This window comes from Rhizobium sp. BK060 (assembly GCF_014193145.1).
In the GTDB taxonomy this organism is placed as follows: Bacteria; Pseudomonadota; Alphaproteobacteria; order Rhizobiales; family Rhizobiaceae; genus Rhizobium.
Map to the genome: position 1 here is coordinate 192,566 of NZ_JACHYW010000004.1, position 14,802 is coordinate 207,367.

The 14,802-nt window shown below is 58.7% G+C and carries 16 protein-coding genes and 1 pseudogene; 6 read left to right on the forward strand and 11 right to left on the reverse strand.

Annotated features, from left to right (window positions below; translation table 11 throughout):
- Nucleotides 1-327: 327 nt before the first annotated feature.
- From FHT71_RS06410 to FHT71_RS06425, 4 genes and pseudogenes are all read right to left on the reverse strand, one after another.
- A complete protein-coding gene (locus FHT71_RS06410; protein ID WP_007790035.1) occupies nucleotides 328-594 on the reverse strand; it encodes a DUF1488 domain-containing protein in 267 nt (88 codons plus the stop codon).
- Between the two features lie 70 nt (nucleotides 595-664).
- Nucleotides 665-928: pseudogene (locus FHT71_RS06415) on the reverse strand (hypothetical protein); the annotation flags it as partial.
- Between the two features lie 57 nt (nucleotides 929-985).
- Nucleotides 986-1,132 (reverse strand): hypothetical protein, encoded by a 147-nt coding sequence (locus FHT71_RS06420; RefSeq protein ID WP_007790038.1) that lies wholly within the window; start codon nucleotides 1,130-1,132, stop codon nucleotides 986-988.
- A 161-nt stretch (nucleotides 1,133-1,293) separates the two neighbouring features.
- Complete coding sequence (locus FHT71_RS06425; protein ID WP_132588870.1) at nucleotides 1,294-2,361, reverse strand: calcium:proton antiporter; 1,068 nt, start codon at nucleotides 2,359-2,361, stop codon at nucleotides 1,294-1,296.
- Nucleotides 2,362-2,619: 258 nt separating this feature from the next.
- Between FHT71_RS06425 and FHT71_RS06430 the strand changes: the two genes are divergently transcribed.
- Entirely contained in the window at nucleotides 2,620-2,901 is a 282-nt protein-coding gene (locus tag FHT71_RS06430) for a DUF2188 domain-containing protein (protein WP_007790042.1), read from the forward strand.
- Nucleotides 2,902-2,928: 27 nt separating this feature from the next.
- Here the strand turns inward: FHT71_RS06430 and FHT71_RS06435 are convergent, their stop codons facing one another.
- A complete protein-coding gene (locus tag FHT71_RS06435; protein WP_132588752.1) occupies nucleotides 2,929-3,840 on the reverse strand; it encodes a LysR family transcriptional regulator in 912 nt (303 codons plus the stop codon).
- A gap of 94 nt (nucleotides 3,841-3,934) precedes the next feature.
- Between FHT71_RS06435 and FHT71_RS06440 the strand changes: the two genes are divergently transcribed.
- Entirely contained in the window at nucleotides 3,935-4,945 is a 1,011-nt protein-coding gene (locus FHT71_RS06440) for an SDR family NAD(P)-dependent oxidoreductase (RefSeq protein ID WP_132588751.1), read from the forward strand.
- 166 nt (nucleotides 4,946-5,111) lie between these two features.
- Here FHT71_RS06440 and FHT71_RS06445 read toward each other — a convergent pair whose 3' ends face one another.
- From FHT71_RS06445 to trxB, 5 genes are all read right to left on the reverse strand, one after another.
- On the reverse strand, nucleotides 5,112-5,915 hold the full coding sequence (locus FHT71_RS06445; RefSeq protein ID WP_183719297.1) for an aminoglycoside phosphotransferase family protein: 804 nt from the start codon (nucleotides 5,913-5,915) through the stop codon (nucleotides 5,112-5,114).
- A gap of 73 nt (nucleotides 5,916-5,988) precedes the next feature.
- On the reverse strand, nucleotides 5,989-7,110 hold the full coding sequence (locus tag FHT71_RS06450) for an alkene reductase (protein ID WP_007790049.1): 1,122 nt from the start codon (nucleotides 7,108-7,110) through the stop codon (nucleotides 5,989-5,991).
- Nucleotides 7,111-7,334: 224 nt separating this feature from the next.
- Nucleotides 7,335-7,628 (reverse strand): metalloregulator ArsR/SmtB family transcription factor, encoded by a 294-nt coding sequence (locus FHT71_RS06455; protein ID WP_007790053.1) that lies wholly within the window; start codon nucleotides 7,626-7,628, stop codon nucleotides 7,335-7,337.
- A 541-nt stretch (nucleotides 7,629-8,169) separates the two neighbouring features.
- Nucleotides 8,170-9,066: a LysR family transcriptional regulator VtlR gene (locus FHT71_RS06460; protein WP_007534166.1), complete on the reverse strand. Its 897-nt coding sequence runs from the start codon at nucleotides 9,064-9,066 to the stop codon at nucleotides 8,170-8,172.
- Between the two features lie 23 nt (nucleotides 9,067-9,089).
- The gene (gene trxB, locus FHT71_RS06465; RefSeq protein WP_007790056.1) at nucleotides 9,090-10,064 is read right to left on the reverse strand and encodes a thioredoxin-disulfide reductase; all 975 of its coding nucleotides are present in this window, start codon (nucleotides 10,062-10,064) and stop codon (nucleotides 9,090-9,092) included.
- A 226-nt stretch (nucleotides 10,065-10,290) separates the two neighbouring features.
- Here trxB and FHT71_RS06470 point away from each other — a divergent pair, with 226 nt between their 5' ends.
- The 4 genes from FHT71_RS06470 to FHT71_RS06485 all read left to right on the forward strand — a co-directional run bounded on the left by FHT71_RS06470 (nucleotide 10,291) and on the right by FHT71_RS06485 (nucleotide 13,757).
- Nucleotides 10,291-10,758, forward strand: a complete 468-nt coding sequence (locus tag FHT71_RS06470; protein ID WP_007790058.1) for an Lrp/AsnC family transcriptional regulator — start codon at nucleotides 10,291-10,293, stop codon at nucleotides 10,756-10,758.
- Between the two features lie 102 nt (nucleotides 10,759-10,860).
- On the forward strand, nucleotides 10,861-11,670 hold the full coding sequence (locus FHT71_RS06475; RefSeq protein WP_132588748.1) for a glycosyltransferase family 2 protein: 810 nt from the start codon (nucleotides 10,861-10,863) through the stop codon (nucleotides 11,668-11,670).
- Between the two features lie 12 nt (nucleotides 11,671-11,682).
- Nucleotides 11,683-12,714 (forward strand): glycosyltransferase, encoded by a 1,032-nt coding sequence (locus tag FHT71_RS06480; protein ID WP_183719298.1) that lies wholly within the window; start codon nucleotides 11,683-11,685, stop codon nucleotides 12,712-12,714.
- A complete protein-coding gene (locus FHT71_RS06485; RefSeq protein WP_183719300.1) occupies nucleotides 12,711-13,757 on the forward strand; it encodes a glycosyltransferase in 1,047 nt (348 codons plus the stop codon). Before FHT71_RS06480 ends, FHT71_RS06485 begins: the two co-directional genes overlap by 4 nt.
- Here the strand turns inward: FHT71_RS06485 and FHT71_RS06490 are convergent.
- Nucleotides 13,742-14,791, reverse strand: a complete 1,050-nt coding sequence (locus FHT71_RS06490) for a glycosyltransferase family 4 protein (protein WP_165933051.1) — start codon at nucleotides 14,789-14,791, stop codon at nucleotides 13,742-13,744. The two genes, FHT71_RS06485 and FHT71_RS06490, sit on opposite strands and share 16 nt — an antisense overlap.
- Nucleotides 14,792-14,802: the final 11 nt, after the last annotated feature.

Consider the following 14,802-nt stretch of genomic DNA (forward strand, 5'->3'; position numbering starts at 1 on the left):
CTGGGATCGCTTCAAATGTGCGACAAGTGTCCCCTGGTCATTCCTTGATCGGCGTTGCATGGGAAGATTGCCCGGCCCGAGCGTGCGCTTCTTGCTCAAGGCGCATCGCTCTCAGTCGAGCGGTCTTCTCATTTCTGGCGGTAGCAACGGCATCGATTTTCAATGCTTCCTGCGTGCGCGACAACATCTGTGTCTGCGTCAATCCGAACGCAGCTTCTGCGCGTTGGCGGCTTTTGCTCCATGGCTCATGCATACGATGGTCCTCGTTGTAGGGTTGGTTTTCGGTACGGGCTTTGGTGTAGGAAAAAGCAAACTGCGATCGATCTGCTACTTGAAATCCGACAGTTTCAGGACGATCGAATTCTCTCGTTTAGAGCCATAGACGCGTTTGGCGACATCTAGAATTTGGGTTCGAAGCCCGTCAAATCCCGCGAGATAGTCGCGTTCCGATGTCGCTGCCGGGCAAGGTCCCTTCGTCAGCACGTCAATATCCATCGAGAAACGAATCTCGAACATACCATCATGGCCGAGGAAGCGGATGCGCCTGGCGGTTTCGTCATAGCTTCTGGCGCGGTTGGGAAATGCGATTGCCATAATGCTCCTCTCGTTTCTCTACTGGAATGCGTTGTCGAATGGCCGCCGCTCGGTCTTTAAGCCCGCATCGCTCGGTTGTACTGGCATCCTTGGCCAAGGCAGTTTCAATTTCCTGCGAAGACACACTCAATCGCTGCCTGGTGCCGTTATCCGTTGCAATCGCCGGTATTTCGAGATGGGTATCGGTTCTCCTGAAGGCGGAGAATGATAGGCCTTCGATCTCTTCTTCGTCGACAATCAGCCGATAGGTCCCCGCTTCCAACGGGACTACCAGTGAGCTCAGAACGAAGGGGTGAGCAAACGTTATTTCCGTTTCTCTGGTGCGCTCTGCCATGGTGACCTCGAATGAAAGGGCCCTCGGTAATGAATTGTGGGTTCAGAACGGCTGCTCCTACCAAAGGATACCCCGGAACGTGACGTAGGCGATGAATGCCAGACTGATTGCCGGCGTCGACTTGATAAGAAAATCGACATAGCGGAAGCGCAGAGCTTCCCGCATCACATTTTCCATGAACTGTATGCTGGAGGCGGAAGACATGCGGTCCTCCTTTGTTGGGGCTGGAACGCTTCTGATCGTCCGCACCCGGCAGCGCCCGTTTCAGATGCTGCCGATGCCTTAGACATGGTGTGCACGTATACGAATTGCAAGGTGCGATCTCCTAGCCGCAGCGACGCAACGATCGGACAGGTTCCACAAAATCAAAGTCCCAATGCCGACAGCATCAGGAACGTCGCGAAGAGGATGAAATGCGTCATGCCTTCGATGGCATTGGTTTCACCGTCGTTGAGGTTGATGGCTGCCGCGATCAGGGTGATCGCCACCATGACAGTCTGGACCGGTGTCATGGCCATGATGAAGGGTTGACCGGTATAAAGCGCGATCGCCTCCATCACCGGAACCGTGAGGATGACAGTCGATAGTGAAGCACCCATGGCGATATTGACGGTCGCCTGCATGCGGTTGCGCAGCGCTGCACGCAGCGCCGTCAGGATTTCGGGCGCCGCGGAAATCGCTGCGACGACGATGGCGGTCAGGGCAACGGGAGCGCCGGTGTCCCGCAGGCCCTGCGTCATGAAGGTGGCCATGAACTCCGCAAGCAGGCCGATGACGACAACGCCGATCAAGATCGTGACAATCGAGGCGGCCGCGGAATCCTCGGTCGAGTGCTCTTGCGGATCGGTCTTCTTCCGATCGCTGCGAGGATAGGCATAGCTGAAGAAGTAGCTATGCTGACCGACCTGCATACGCAGGAAGAGGCCGTAGAGGGCGACCATAGCCAGGATGGTGAAGGCGGAGTAGTAGTGCCACTTATCCGCCGGCACGAATTCTGGAACGATCATCGAGATGCCCATGGCAGTGAGGATCATAACGCCATAGGTCTTTCCCGAGTTGTCATTGTATGGCTGCTCTCCGTGTTTCAAGCCACCGAGCAGGGCGGCGAGGCCAAGGATGCCGTTGATGTCGAGCATCAGGGCTGCATAGATCGTGTCGCGAACGAGCGTGGGGGAGCTTTCGCCATTCATCATGATCGCGAGGATGATCACTTCCACGGCAACGGCCGACAGCGTCAGGATCATCGTGCCATAGGGATCGCCAACCTTGATTGCCAGGATCTCCGCATGATGGGCGACGCGAACCGAGGCAACGACGATGGTGGCGACAAGCGCTGCGGCCGCGATGAGCGATATGCCGCGGCCCATCTCAAGAACCGCATGCTCTGACATGTACGCGAAAGCGGCGACGACCATCGCCAGTACCAAGAACATTTCGTCTTTCAGTCGCGGCACAGTTTTCACGGAAAGCTCCGATCTTGATTCATCCGGAAAGTCTAAAGCGATGATTTTGCATGACAAGCAAGCACGCGCAGAGGTGCGTTTGCAGTCTTGAGAATTTAATGGAATACTAACGCATCGGTCAGCCGGAAGCATATCGCGGCGCCCACTCGTCTCTTGCAATGCGGCCCGCGCAGAACTGGATGCAATCCGGTCAGTGTTCGGGCGCGAACAAGAAGAGGAGTGAAATGCATGGTCAAGGTGGTCTACGAGGTCGTTCCTCACGACGGGGGCTGGGCCTACCGGTTGGGCAATGTCTATTCCGAAGCATTTCCCACACACTCCGAAGCGCTCGAAGCAGCCCGCATCGTTGCGGCCGAACAGCAGGTTGGCGGTGATTCCGCGGAGATCAGCTGGCAGGATGATAAGGGCAAATGGCATGAGGAGTATGCCGAAGGCGGGGACCGGCCGGAGACCGAGGTTGTCGACGGCACCTGGAAAAGCCATTCCAGCGAAGCCTCGCCCCGCGCATGAGCGCACGGTTCATCATTCATGCGATGATCAGCCCGGGCGTTTGCGCGCCGTTCCGCTCACGTAATTCATCAGGCCGTCTACCAGCGCGTCGAATGTGACGCGGTAGCGGCGCGCCGTTTTGATCCCCTCATGCATGACGACCCAGGTGTCGAGAGGTATCCGGAAAAGCTCCGACAGGACCGGCAACAGATCCGGATCTCGTGCTGCAAGGCCCGTCTGGCAGATCCCAATCCCCAGGCCGGCGCGAATTGCCGAGATCTGCGAAAGCGGGTTATCACTTTTAAAAGCGAAGGCGAGCCCGTCCGGCAATGGAAAGCGCGCCATCATGGTCCGGATATAGGCCGTTTGCCGGTCGAAGCCGACAAGGCGGTGTCCTGCGAGGTCAGCGATCTCCTCCGGCATGCCATGTTGCTCGATATAGCGACGATGGGCGTGAAAGCCGAGCGGTATTTCTCCGATGCGGCGGACGATGAGCTGATCCTGGGCCGGCTCGGCCATCCGCACGGCGATATCCGCCTCCCGGTTGAGAAGATCCTCGATGGCGTCAGACGCCGAGAGCTCGATGCTGAGTTCAGGATGGGCCGCCACCAGTGGTGCGAGGATAGGCGGCAAGACCTCGACGCCGATGACCTCGCTGGCGCTTATCCGGACAGTGCCAGCGACCCGCTCTCGATGTCCCGATGCCGTTCGCAGCAGGGCGGCGGATGTCGCCGCGAGCGTTTCCGCGTAGGGCTTCAATTCCAGGGCCGCATCGGTCGGCAATAGACCGTTCGGTGAGCGGACGAAGAGCTGCGAGCCGATTGCGTCCTCCAGCGCGTCGATGTGCCGCCCGACCGTCGGCTGCGTCAGGCCCAGTTCACGGGCCGCCGCCGAAAGCGATCCTTGCTCCAGGACGGCCAACAGCGTTCGGTAGAAATGCCAGTCCGGTTCTCTGTTCATGCATTTATGTATATCTGCGCAACGAATTTCGTCAATTTTGTTTGTGTTGGCACATAGGCATGATCGGCTTCAGTCGAAATTGACGGAGACCATCATGACGGGACAAAACGGACGGGTTGCTCTGGTGCTTGGTGCAACAGGCGGGATCGGAGGCGAGGTCGCACGGAAGCTCGCCGCACGCGGCTGGCAGGTGAGGGCGCTCAATCGGGATGCCGCAAAGGCGCGCGCGAGAGCGTCGAATTTCGAGTGGATCCAAGGCGATGCGATGAACGCCATCGATCTGATGACGGCGGCCCAAGGTGCCAGCCTTATCATCCACGCCGTCAATCCGCCGGGCTACCGCGACTGGGAAAAGCTCGTTCTCCCGATGCTCGACAACACCATTGCAGCCGCACGTTCGGTCGGTGCGCGCATCCTTCTGCCGGGCACCGTCTATAATTTCGGACCGGATTCATTTCCGGTCCTTCGGGAAAACAGCCCGCAACATCCCGTGACGAAGAAGGGAGCGATCCGCGTCGAAATGGAAAGGCGACTGGAGGTTGCCTCGCGAACCGGCGTGCGGGTCATCATTGTCCGTGCTGGCGATTTTTTCGGACCGGGGGCTGCCAGTAGCTGGTTCTCACAAGGCATGGTCACGCCGGGAAAGCTGCTGACCACCGTCAAGAATCCGGCGCGCTGCGGCGTCGGGCACCAATGGGCCTATCTGCCTGATGTTGCAGAAACGATGGTGCGTCTCATCGAATGTGGTGACCGCCTGCCATCCTTTGCCGTCTATCACATGGACGGCTTTTGGGATGCCGATGGTTGTCAGATGGTGGCTGCTATCAAACGGGTGGCCGGCGCCACCATAAAGACGCAGGCCTTTCCCTGGTGGATCGTGCCGCTGGCCGCTCCGTTCGTCACGTTCATGCGTGAGCTGAAGGAGATGCGCTACCTCTGGCGGGAGCCGCTGCGGATGTCGAATGAACGATTGATCACCGAGCTCGGCAGCGAGCCCCATACGCCGATCGACGAAGCTGTTCGCGCGTCGTTGGTCTCGCTCGGCTGTCTGCGGAGCGCTGGGCAGGAGGGCGAGGCACGCGTTTCGGTACAGGCCGTTCATTAGCACCTGTTTAAGGTTGCGTCTGCATCTGTGTTCGGCTCATCAATGAGAAGAACGCACCTGCGAAGGTGCGTAAGGCCAAGGAGGCGTAGCGCCCATGTCTCTTCTGATCGATCTCTGGCGTGCGACACCAAGATCCGAGCAGCGGCGCACTGGGCGAACGGCGCGCCTAGTCCCGCTGTAATTCAGCTAGCGCGATGCGCGCCACAGCGAGTGGACTTTCGGCCAGTGCCGTCGATCCATCGCTGAGAAACCAGGCGGCTGACAGGCCCGAATAGGCTGCAATCCATTGGAGCAGTCGTTTCGGCTCAAGACCAGCCTCGGAGGCGACAAGTCGAAGCTGCCTCTGCAGACGAGCGGGGGTGCTTATGGTCTGAAGGTCCTCGTTGGCGAAGATATTGGCGTAATCAAAGCCGCGTTCGCCGATCAAGCCTTTTGGATCAATCGCCAACCAGCCGTACTGTTCGAAATCGAGGATGTTGCTGTGGTGAATGTCGCCGTGCAGGACGACGGGATCGCGCGGATCGGAAAGCAGTGTTCTGGCAATCAGGTTGCACTGACCCAGTATGTCGCCATGAACTTCTGCCGCCGAGGCAAGGTCGCGAAACCAGCGGGTAAGCGGAATGAGCTCCGGCCGTGGCTTTTCGCGTGGGGTGTGAAGCTTTGCGACTGTGCTACAAATAATGCGGGTTGCCGCATCGTCCGCGCCGTCTATCGCCATTGCCAGAAGCGAGCGATGGCCCATCGCGCGCTCGAGCAGAACGGCCTCGCTGTCGTGCGCGTAGACCCTTGCCGCGCCGATGCCGCCCCACCATTGCATCAGGGCGCCACCGGTCCGCTCAACCTCGTCCTTTGATATTTTCAGCATCGCAGGTCTGCCGTCCGACAGAACGGGCAGGAGATGGCTGGAATGGGTGATGATCGGTTCGCCGTCGATAGTCAGTCGCCAGCGCTTGATGTGCGATTCGAACATGGTGACATGCTAGCCAGGCGCTGAAAAAAGAAAATCCCGCCAGATGGCGGGATCTCCGTTGGTAAGTGTAGGCTCAGGCGGCTTTTTCTTGCGTTGGATAGTCTACGTATCCGGTAGCACCGCCACCATAAAGCGTTGCCTGGTCAAGGCCGGCAAGCGGCGTGTTGTCCTTGAGGCGCTGAACGAGGTCCGGATTGGAGATGAACGGTTTGCCGAACGCAACGAGGTCGGCGCGGCCGCTTTCCACGGCGTCGATCGCCATGTCGCGGTCATAGCCGTTATTGACCATCCAGTTCGCCATGCCGCCAGCCTTCTCGTAAGCGTTGCGGAGCGCCTTGTAGTCGAAGGGCTTGTCGCCTTGCTGATAGTTGCGATCACCGCCGGTCGCACCCTCGACGACGTGGATGTAGGTGAGGTCATACTTTGCCAGACCTTTGACCACATACGTGAAGATCGATTGTGCATCCGGGTCGGAGGAATCGTTTGCCGGCGTCACGGGTGAAATGCGGATGCCGGTGCGCCGGGCGCCGATCTCGGCCGTGATCGCATCAACGACTTCAAAGAGGAAGCGTGCGCGGTTCTCGACCGAGCCACCGTACTGATCCGTCCGGTCGTTGATACCGGAGCGCAGGAACTGGTCAATCAGATAACCATTTGCAGCGTGGATCTCGACGCCGTCGAAGCCGGCTTCAATCGCCGCGCGCGCGGCCTTCCGATAGTCTTCAACGATGCCTGGGATTTCCGAAGTTTCGAGGGCGCGCGGTTCGGACGTCGGCACGAAGCTTCCTGTGCCGTCCGGGTTGACGAGATAGGTCTTGGATTTTGCGGCCGTATTCGTCGAGGAGACTGGCTTGCCGCCGTCCGGCTGCAGCGTCGTGTGCGAGATACGGCCGACATGCCACATCTGAACGACAATCCTGCTGCCCGCCGCATGCACGGCATCGGTCACACGCTTCCAGCCCTCGATCGCTTCCTTGGAATAGAGGCCGGGAACATCTGCGTAACCCTGGCCCTGATGCGTAATGGCCGTTGCCTCAGTGACGATCAGCCCAGCCCCTGACCGCTGGCGGTAGTATTCGACGTTGAGGTCGTTCGGAACGGCGCCCGGCGAGCGGTTACGCGTAAGCGGCGCCATCACGATATGGTTCTTGATGGCAATATCGCCAACCGTTGTCGGTTCGAAAAGCTTGCTCATGGGAGTCCTTTCTTAGGTGCTGGAAAATCACTCGGCCGTGGCGGACGCGCCTACCGTTCGACGGAGGGATAGGGGAGGGTGGTTGTAACGCGCCCGATCAACGGGGGCGCGCGAGCGGTGCGAGTTGCGCTAGAGCCCGTGTTGGAAAGCGGTCCGGTCGTTCTGCGTTCAACGTACCAAGCATGAGCGCGCTCAGGCAGTGCATCGCAAAGGCGAGCGGGCACCTACAGATCCTTCGAGAGTTGCTTCAAGAAAGCCGCGATGGTCTCCTCGTTGCGTTTGTAGAAGATCCACTGGCCGATGCGTCTTGTCGTCACGAGGCCGGCGCGGCTCAAGGTCCCTAGATGTGCCGAGACGGTCGACTGCGAAAGGCCGCAGCGCTCGAACTGGCTTGCGCATATGCCCATCTCAAGCGGGTGTTCCTGCGAGGAAAAATGCTCCTCGGGGTTCTTCAACCAGCTCAGGATCTCCATCCGTGTCGGGTGGGCTATCGCCTTCAGGATTTCGTCTTTTTCCATCGCCGCTCATCGAATTATAAATCGTCCTTAGGCGATATATGGATTGTCATTCTCGATATGCAAGTCACGACGGCGTGAATTGTTGCATGTCCCGGCCTGGCTAAATTTTGGGCAAAAAAAGAGGGCCACCGAAAGATCGGGGCCCTTTAAAGGTGTGAAGGTCAATAAACCTCCAGAGGGGAACAGCTAACGCGGTGGCACTGGGAGAGAAGCCACGAAATGCATCAGCTGAGTGGGATATGATGCTTTGAGAGGCAGATTTCAATGCATGTTTGCGCATGCCTGCTATGCGTTGCACAATTTTCTGCTGCAGTGCGAAAAAATCGGGCAAAAAAAAGAGGGCCACCGAAAGATCGGGGCCCTTGTAGGTGTGAAGGTCAAAACCTCCAGAGGGGAACAGCTAATGCGGTGGAACTGGGAGGAAAAGCCACCGTGTGCATCAGCTGTAAGCGATATGGTGTTTTAATAAGCAGACGGCAACCCCAATTTATGCATGCCAGACATGCATGCATTGCACGGCTTGTATTTCTGGGCCAAACAACTAGAAGTTCCAGTTGCGCGCCTTGCTGACAATGAAGTCGCGGAATGCCTTCAGCTTCGCCGCATTCTTCATCTCGTCGGGATAGCAAAAGTAGGTGTCGAACGACGGCACGTCTGCGTTGATCGGCAGCTGGATGAGGCCAGGGTCGCGTCCGACGATGTAGTCGGGCATGCAGGCGATGCCCATTCCGAGCAGGCAGGCGCGCTTGATCGAGGTCTGGCTGTTGATCTGCAGGTGCGGGATGCGCTTGTTGTCCGACGAGCGTCCGGCGACTTCCAGCCAGTTGACGTCAAGCAGGTAGCTCGGTGCGGGTTCGCCGAATGTGATGATGCGATGGTTGTCGAGGTCTTCGACCGTCTGTGGCTCGCCATGGCGGTTGATGTAGGAGGGGGCCGCATAGACGTGCATGTGAACGGTGAACAGCTTGCGCTGGATCAGATCGGATTGAACCGGTTGCCGCAGGCGGATGGCGCAATCGGCGTAGCGCATGTTGACGTCCACTTCCTCGTTGTCGAGGATCAGTTGGATCTGGACGTCCGGATAGAGCTGCATGAACTCCTGGATCTTGTCCGTCAGCCACCCCTGGCCGAGACCGACCGTGGTGGTGACGCGCAGTTTACCGGTCGGCGTTTCCGTCGTTTCGGTCAGCTGCATCTTCACCGTTTCCAGCTTCAGCAGCACGTCGTGAGCGGTCCGATAGAGCAGTTCACCCTGTTCCGTCAGGATCAGGCCGCGCGCATGGCGGTGGAAAAGCTTGGTGCCGACATCCTGCTCGAGCGCGCTGACCTGACGGCTGATCGCGGACTGGGACAGGTGCAGTTTATCCGCCGCATGCGTGAATGAACCCGCTTCGGCAGCTGCGTGAAAGATACGCAGCTTGTCCCAATCCAATGGCATTCCCCCACCCCTCATAGCCGATCCTACTCCGCGGCAACGGCGACGGGCATATGGCCCGTCAGATATCGTTCGGCTTCGAGAGCTGCCATGCATCCCAGACCGGCGGCGGTAATCGCCTGGCGGAACGTATCGTCGGTCACGTCACCGGCGGCATAAACCCCCTCCAGGCTGGTTGCCGTCGAATCCGGCGCGGTCCAGAGATAGCCGTTGTCCTTCAGCTTCAGTTTACCCTTGAAAAGCTCGGTCGCCGGCGCGTGGCCGATCGCAACAAAGACGCCGTCAACAGCGACCTCGGCAATCGCACCGGTGCGCGTGTCACGCAGGCGGGCGCCTGTAACGGACGGCGGCATCGGCGGCTTGGCCGGCGTGCCGGTGATCTCGGCAACCTCGGTGTTCCAGAGCACTTTGATATTCTCCTTCGAGAACAGACGTTCCTGCAGGATTTTTTCCGAACGGAAGCTGTCGCGACGATGCACGACCGTCACCGACTTCGCGATGTTGGAGAGATAGAGGGCCTCCTCGACGGCGCTGTTGCCACCGCCAACGACGATCACATCCTTGTTTCGGTAGAAGAAGCCGTCGCAGGTCGCACAGGCCGAGACGCCGAAGCCCTGGAAATGCTGCTCGCTTTCGATGCCCAGCCACTTCGCCTTGGCGCCGGTTGCGATGATCAGCGTATCGGCCGTCCAGACCTGGCCGCTATCCGTGCGCGCCACGAACGGGCGCTGGTTCATTTCGACTTCGGTGACGATGTCGTTGACGATTTCTGCGCCGACATGCTTGGCCTGCTGCAGCATCTGGTCCATCAGCCATGGCCCCTGGATGGGATCGGCAAAGCCTGGATAATTCTCCACGTCAGTCGTGATCATCAGCTGTCCGCCTTGCTCCATCCCGGCGATCAGCACAGGCTTCAGCATTGCACGGGCTGCATAGACGGCAGCCGTGTAGCCGGCAGGGCCGGAGCCGATAATGAGCACCTTGGTATGGCGGGCGGACATGGGCATTTCCTTTCGACTGTCGGGAGCGGCGGCTAAAAAGCGAATAGGGCCGTTTCCATTCGCCATTTATGAACGTCCAGTGCTTTTATTCAAGGGCAGCCTTGCGTTACCAACAAGGCTTTGTCGACACACTGTGTAACAATCCATCGCTTAGGTGAAACTTTCTTGCGTATTGCGCCGCTTTATATAGAAGCTGGCAGCCACGAATTAAAGGAAGGACAGGATCGTGCTTCGCGCCGAACTCGATGCCATCGACATAAAGATATTGCGTGAGCTGCAGGCGGACGGCCGCATGACCAATGTCGAGCTTGCCGACCGCGTCGGCATTTCGGCGCCACCTTGCCTGCGCCGCGTGCGAAAGCTCGAAGAGACTGGCGTCATCGAAGGCTACCATGCGATGCTGAATAGCCCGAAGCTCGGCTTCGATCTTGTCGCCTTCTGCATGGTCGGCCTCAAGCATCAGTCGGAAGCCAATCTCAAGGCGTTCGCGGCCGCGACGGCGCAGTGGCCGCTGGTTCGTCAGGCCTGGATGGTTTCCGGAGACAGCGACTTCCTCCTGCATTGTGTTGCAGAGAACCTCACAGGGTTCCAGGACTTCGTCATCGAGGTGCTGACGGCGAACGAGCACGTGGATACGGTGCGCACGATGCTGACAATCCGGCAGGTCAAACGCGTGGGTCTGGTCGAAGTCTGAGCGGCCAACGAGCAAGCGATGCTCTATGAATGGAACGGCTTATGCCTTAAGGAAGGCGCTTTGCTAGCCGTTCGTCGCGGATGAAGATACGAAGATCATTCCATGACCAAATTGCCCATTTCCGCGTTCATCATTTGCCTGAACGAAGAAACGTATCTCGGCAATTGCATCGAGAGTCTGGATAGGTGCGCGGAGATTGTTGTGGTCGATTCCGGTTCGACGGATGGCACGGTCGCTCTGTTGCAGTCTTACATCGACAAGGGATGGCCGATCCGGCTGTTTCACGAGAAGTGGCGTGGTTATGCCGGGCAGAAGCAATTCGCGCTCGATCGGTGCACTCAGCCATGGCGCTTGAATGTCGATGCTGATGAGCGGCTCGATGCGTCCCTGCGAAAGCTTCTGCCGGAGCTGATTGCCGCTTCAGAGGATATTGTCGGATGGCGCGTGGCGCGTCGTCCCTACCTCATCGGTTACGGATACACGCCTGAATATGTTCACGAGAGAAAGAATCTACGGCTCATCCGCAAGGGCAGAGGTGCCTATGATCTCGCGCAAGCCGTTCATGAAGGTATCGTGCCGACCGGGCGTGTGGAGGATGCGAAGACAGGCAGCCTCCTTCACTACAGGCCACTGGTCATTGATGAACAAATCCTGAAAGAAAACAAATACTCGACCCTGAAGGCTGACCAGCACTTCGGCCTGGGCGAGAAGACGACGTTCGTCAGGCTTCTTTTCAGTCCGCCAATTTATTTCCTACGGCTGTATTTCCACAACGGTTTATGGCGCTGTGGGCCGTCGGGCTTTATCGAGGCTATGACCGGCGCTGTGTACGCCTTTCTCACCCAGGCGAAGCTGTATCAACGTCAGGTTGCAGAGGGGCACCCAAGCTTTGATGACGCAGGAAGACATTAAGGTCCAATCGCGATGAAGGTGATGCATATTCATTTCGGCAAGGAGGGCGGAGCGGAGCGCTTCTTTGTCAACCTCGTCAATGCGCTCCACGACCGCGGGATCGAGCAGCGCGCGCTCATTCGGCCCGATCGCAGTTGGCGCAAGGACATAGAAAAATGCGGCGAGGTTTACGAGGGTACATTCCGGCGCATTTCGCTCTCGCGTTTTGTCTTGTCGGCGCGCATGCGCGCCATCCTGAATGAATTTCAGCCTGATGTGATCATGTCGTGGCAATTGCGCGCGAGCCGCTTCATGCCGCGCTACAAGAGCGCCCGGCGCATTTCGCGGCTTGGAGACTATCCAGAACACCTCGGCTACTATCGCAACTCCGAAACGCTCGTCTGCATCACGCCTGATATTGCCAGGCGAGTCCGCGAACTTGGTTGGACGCGTGGCGTCGAGGTGATTGCCAACTTTACGCGTTCGGCTCCCAGTGAGCCGATCGCCAGGCAAGCGCTGCAGACGCCCGCGGACGCTTTCGTTGTGATCGGCATGGGGCGCTTCGTAAAGCGGAAGGGCTTCGACGTTCTTATAAAGGCGATTGCAAGAACGCAGGGCGCGTTCCTGTGGTTGTTGGGCGACGGACCGGAGCGGGAGAACCTTGAAAAACTCACCGACGATCTCGGCCTGCGAGACCGCGTGCGGTTTGCTGGGTGGCAGACCAACGCCTATGCCTATCTTGCCTCCGCGGATGTCTTTACGGTCACCTCGCTTCACGAACCGCTTGGCAATGTGTGCCTCGAGGGCTGGGGGGCAGGGAAACCGACCATCGGCTCTCGCGCCGAGGGGCCGAGCTGGGTGATGACCGATGGCAAGGATGCGTTGATGGTCGATTGCGGCGACGTCGAGGGGCTTGCCGGTGCGATCACGCGTATTCGCGACGAGCCGGCCTTGCGCACCTCGTTGATCGAAGGCGGCCAAGACACGCTCATGAACCGGTTCTCCGAGGATGCGATCACGCAAGCCTACATCCGCTTGTTTGAAACCGGGAAAAGCGAACCGTGAAGGTGATGCATTTTCATTTTGGCAAGGATGGGGGAGCCGAGCGGTTCTTCGTGCATCTTGTCAATGCTTTGGCCCGGCGTAATGTCGAGCAGAGCGCAATCATCCGTCCCAACCGGGTATGGCGCAAGGACATGCCGGCCTCGGTCCGGATATCCGAAAGCAACTTCCGCAATCTCTCCCTTGATCGAATCCTCTTGCCGCTGAGAGTTGCAATCAATGCCCGGTTGGCAAGACCGGATGCGATCATGGCCTGGGCACCTCGCGCGAGCGAGCTGATGCCCAACTACAAAGGATGCATCAAGATCTCCAGGCTCGGGGACTATCCGACCAATCTGAGGTACTTCAAAAATTCCGACATTCTCGTGTGCAATACGCCCGGCATCGCCGAACATGTGCGCGAGCTGGGTTGGACGCGGGGCGTAGAGGTGATCTCGAACTTCACGAGCACCGGACAGGTTGCCCCGATCGAGCGTGCAGCGTTCAACACACCAGCGGATGCGCCTGTTGTGATGTCGATGGGCCGTTTTGTGCCGCGCAAGGAGTTTGCGCTGCTGACGGCGGCGGTTGCGAAGATTCCCGGCGTCTATTTGTGGCTCGCCGGCGAAGGCGAGGAGATGGAGAACGTCAAGAAGGTCGCGGCGGATCTTGGTGTGACGGACAGGGTGCGGTTTCTCGGTTGGCAGAAGGATACGCGGCCTTTCGTAGCGGCTGCCGATATTTTTGTCATGCCATCAAACCACGAGCCGCTTGGCAATGTCATTCTGGAGGCATGGGCGCAGAGCAAGCCGGTCGTTTCCAGCCGCTCCGAAGGCCCCTCGTGGTTCATGCGGGATGGCGACAACGGGCTGCTGGTTGAAATCGGCGATACCGATGGTTTTGCGCAAGCCATCGAGCGGCTGATCAACGACCCGGCCCTTGCTGAAAAGGTTACCGCGGGCGGTCGCGAGACGCTGATGAAGCAGTTCTCCGAAGACGCGGTTGCCAATGCCTATCTTGAGCTCTTCAAGCGCAAACCTGATGCTGTCGCCTACACCGACCGGTAGACGGCGCTGAGCTTGCGCGCTTCCCCTTCAATACTGAAGGCATTCATCACATGGGTGCGCGCGCGAACCGATGCGAGCTGTCGGCGGCTTTCGTCGTCCATGAAGAGACCGCAAGATTGAACCATTGCATCGAGATCGTCGCGCGGGACAATGGCGCCGGTTTCCTTGTCGCCGGTCACTAGCAATTCCGCAAACGCACCGACGTCAGTGGCGACAACGGGGACAGCGCTTGCCATTGCTTCGAGCGGCGTCAGGCCAAAACCTTCCCAACGCTGCGGAGCGATGAAGAGATCGAGCGTACGATACCAGTCGTTGATATTGGTGTGCTCACCGACAAAGAGAATGCGATCGGTCAAGCTGGCGGCAGCGACGCGCGCCTTCAGTTCCTTCTCGAACTCGACGTGCTGGGCGGTTGCGCGCCCGGCAATAATGGCGATCCAGTCCGGTCGAGTTGGCAGCAGGCGGATCATGCCATCGACGAAAAGGTCCGTGCCCTTTTGGTGGCGAACCCGGCCAAAGCAGCCGGCGATCTTCATCGTCGCGTTGAGACCAAGCATCTGTTTGGCTATTGCCTTGTCATCTGCCGGAGAGAAGCGAGCCGTGTCTATTCCGTGCAGAACAACGGTGTTCGGCACTTCGAGATAGTCGGCCGTTTTGCCGCTTGTTGCGATCACGGCGTCCATTTTCGAAATCAGCCATTTCGTCCAGCCCGAGTGGCGGCGCTGAGAAGCCGAGGTGAAGACGATCTTCAACGGCATGCGCAAGACATCGCGCATCAAAATAGCCGGAAACATCTCGATGTTGCGGCGAGCGTGCCATATGCGGAAAGGCAGGCCGCGGGGCGTACGCCAAAGCTTCGGCAGATCACGAAAGCGAATGTGCGGCAAAGATGCCGGAAGACCCGGTCCGAGAGCCGCAATCTTCTCGCCGAGTGCACGCTGGACCGGGATCAACTGAATGATGGTCGAGGTGACGCCGGAGAGCCGTTTCTTGAAGTTCGGCGCAATAATCTCGACGTCACTGACATTGACGATAGCCGGTTGGC

What these genes read in the sequence shown, in the direction of transcription:
- trxB (WP_007790056.1), bottom strand. Translation starts at nt 10,064, where the DNA reads ATGTCCGCCCGCCATACCAAGGTGCTCATTATCGGCTCCGGCCCTGCC.
- FHT71_RS06480 (WP_183719298.1), top strand. Translation starts at nt 11,683, where the DNA reads ATGAAGGTGATGCATATTCATTTCGGCAAGGAGGGCGGAGCGGAGCGC.
- FHT71_RS06435 (WP_132588752.1), bottom strand. Translation starts at nt 3,840, where the DNA reads ATGAACAGAGAACCGGACTGGCATTTCTACCGAACGCTGTTGGCCGTC.
- FHT71_RS06475 (WP_132588748.1), top strand. Translation starts at nt 10,861, where the DNA reads ATGACCAAATTGCCCATTTCCGCGTTCATCATTTGCCTGAACGAAGAA.
- FHT71_RS06455 (WP_007790053.1), bottom strand. Translation starts at nt 7,628, where the DNA reads ATGGAAAAAGACGAAATCCTGAAGGCGATAGCCCACCCGACACGGATG.
- FHT71_RS06450 (WP_007790049.1), bottom strand. Translation starts at nt 7,110, where the DNA reads ATGAGCAAGCTTTTCGAACCGACAACGGTTGGCGATATTGCCATCAAG.
- FHT71_RS06445 (WP_183719297.1), bottom strand. Translation starts at nt 5,915, where the DNA reads ATGTTCGAATCGCACATCAAGCGCTGGCGACTGACTATCGACGGCGAA.
- FHT71_RS06410 (WP_007790035.1), bottom strand. Translation starts at nt 594, where the DNA reads ATGGCAATCGCATTTCCCAACCGCGCCAGAAGCTATGACGAAACCGCC.
- FHT71_RS06420 (WP_007790038.1), bottom strand. Translation starts at nt 1,132, where the DNA reads ATGTCTTCCGCCTCCAGCATACAGTTCATGGAAAATGTGATGCGGGAA.
- FHT71_RS06430 (WP_007790042.1), top strand. Translation starts at nt 2,620, where the DNA reads ATGGTCAAGGTGGTCTACGAGGTCGTTCCTCACGACGGGGGCTGGGCC.
- FHT71_RS06460 (WP_007534166.1), bottom strand. Translation starts at nt 9,066, where the DNA reads ATGCCATTGGATTGGGACAAGCTGCGTATCTTTCACGCAGCTGCCGAA.
- FHT71_RS06425 (WP_132588870.1), bottom strand. Translation starts at nt 2,361, where the DNA reads ATGTTCTTGGTACTGGCGATGGTCGTCGCCGCTTTCGCGTACATGTCA.
- FHT71_RS06440 (WP_132588751.1), top strand. Translation starts at nt 3,935, where the DNA reads ATGACGGGACAAAACGGACGGGTTGCTCTGGTGCTTGGTGCAACAGGC.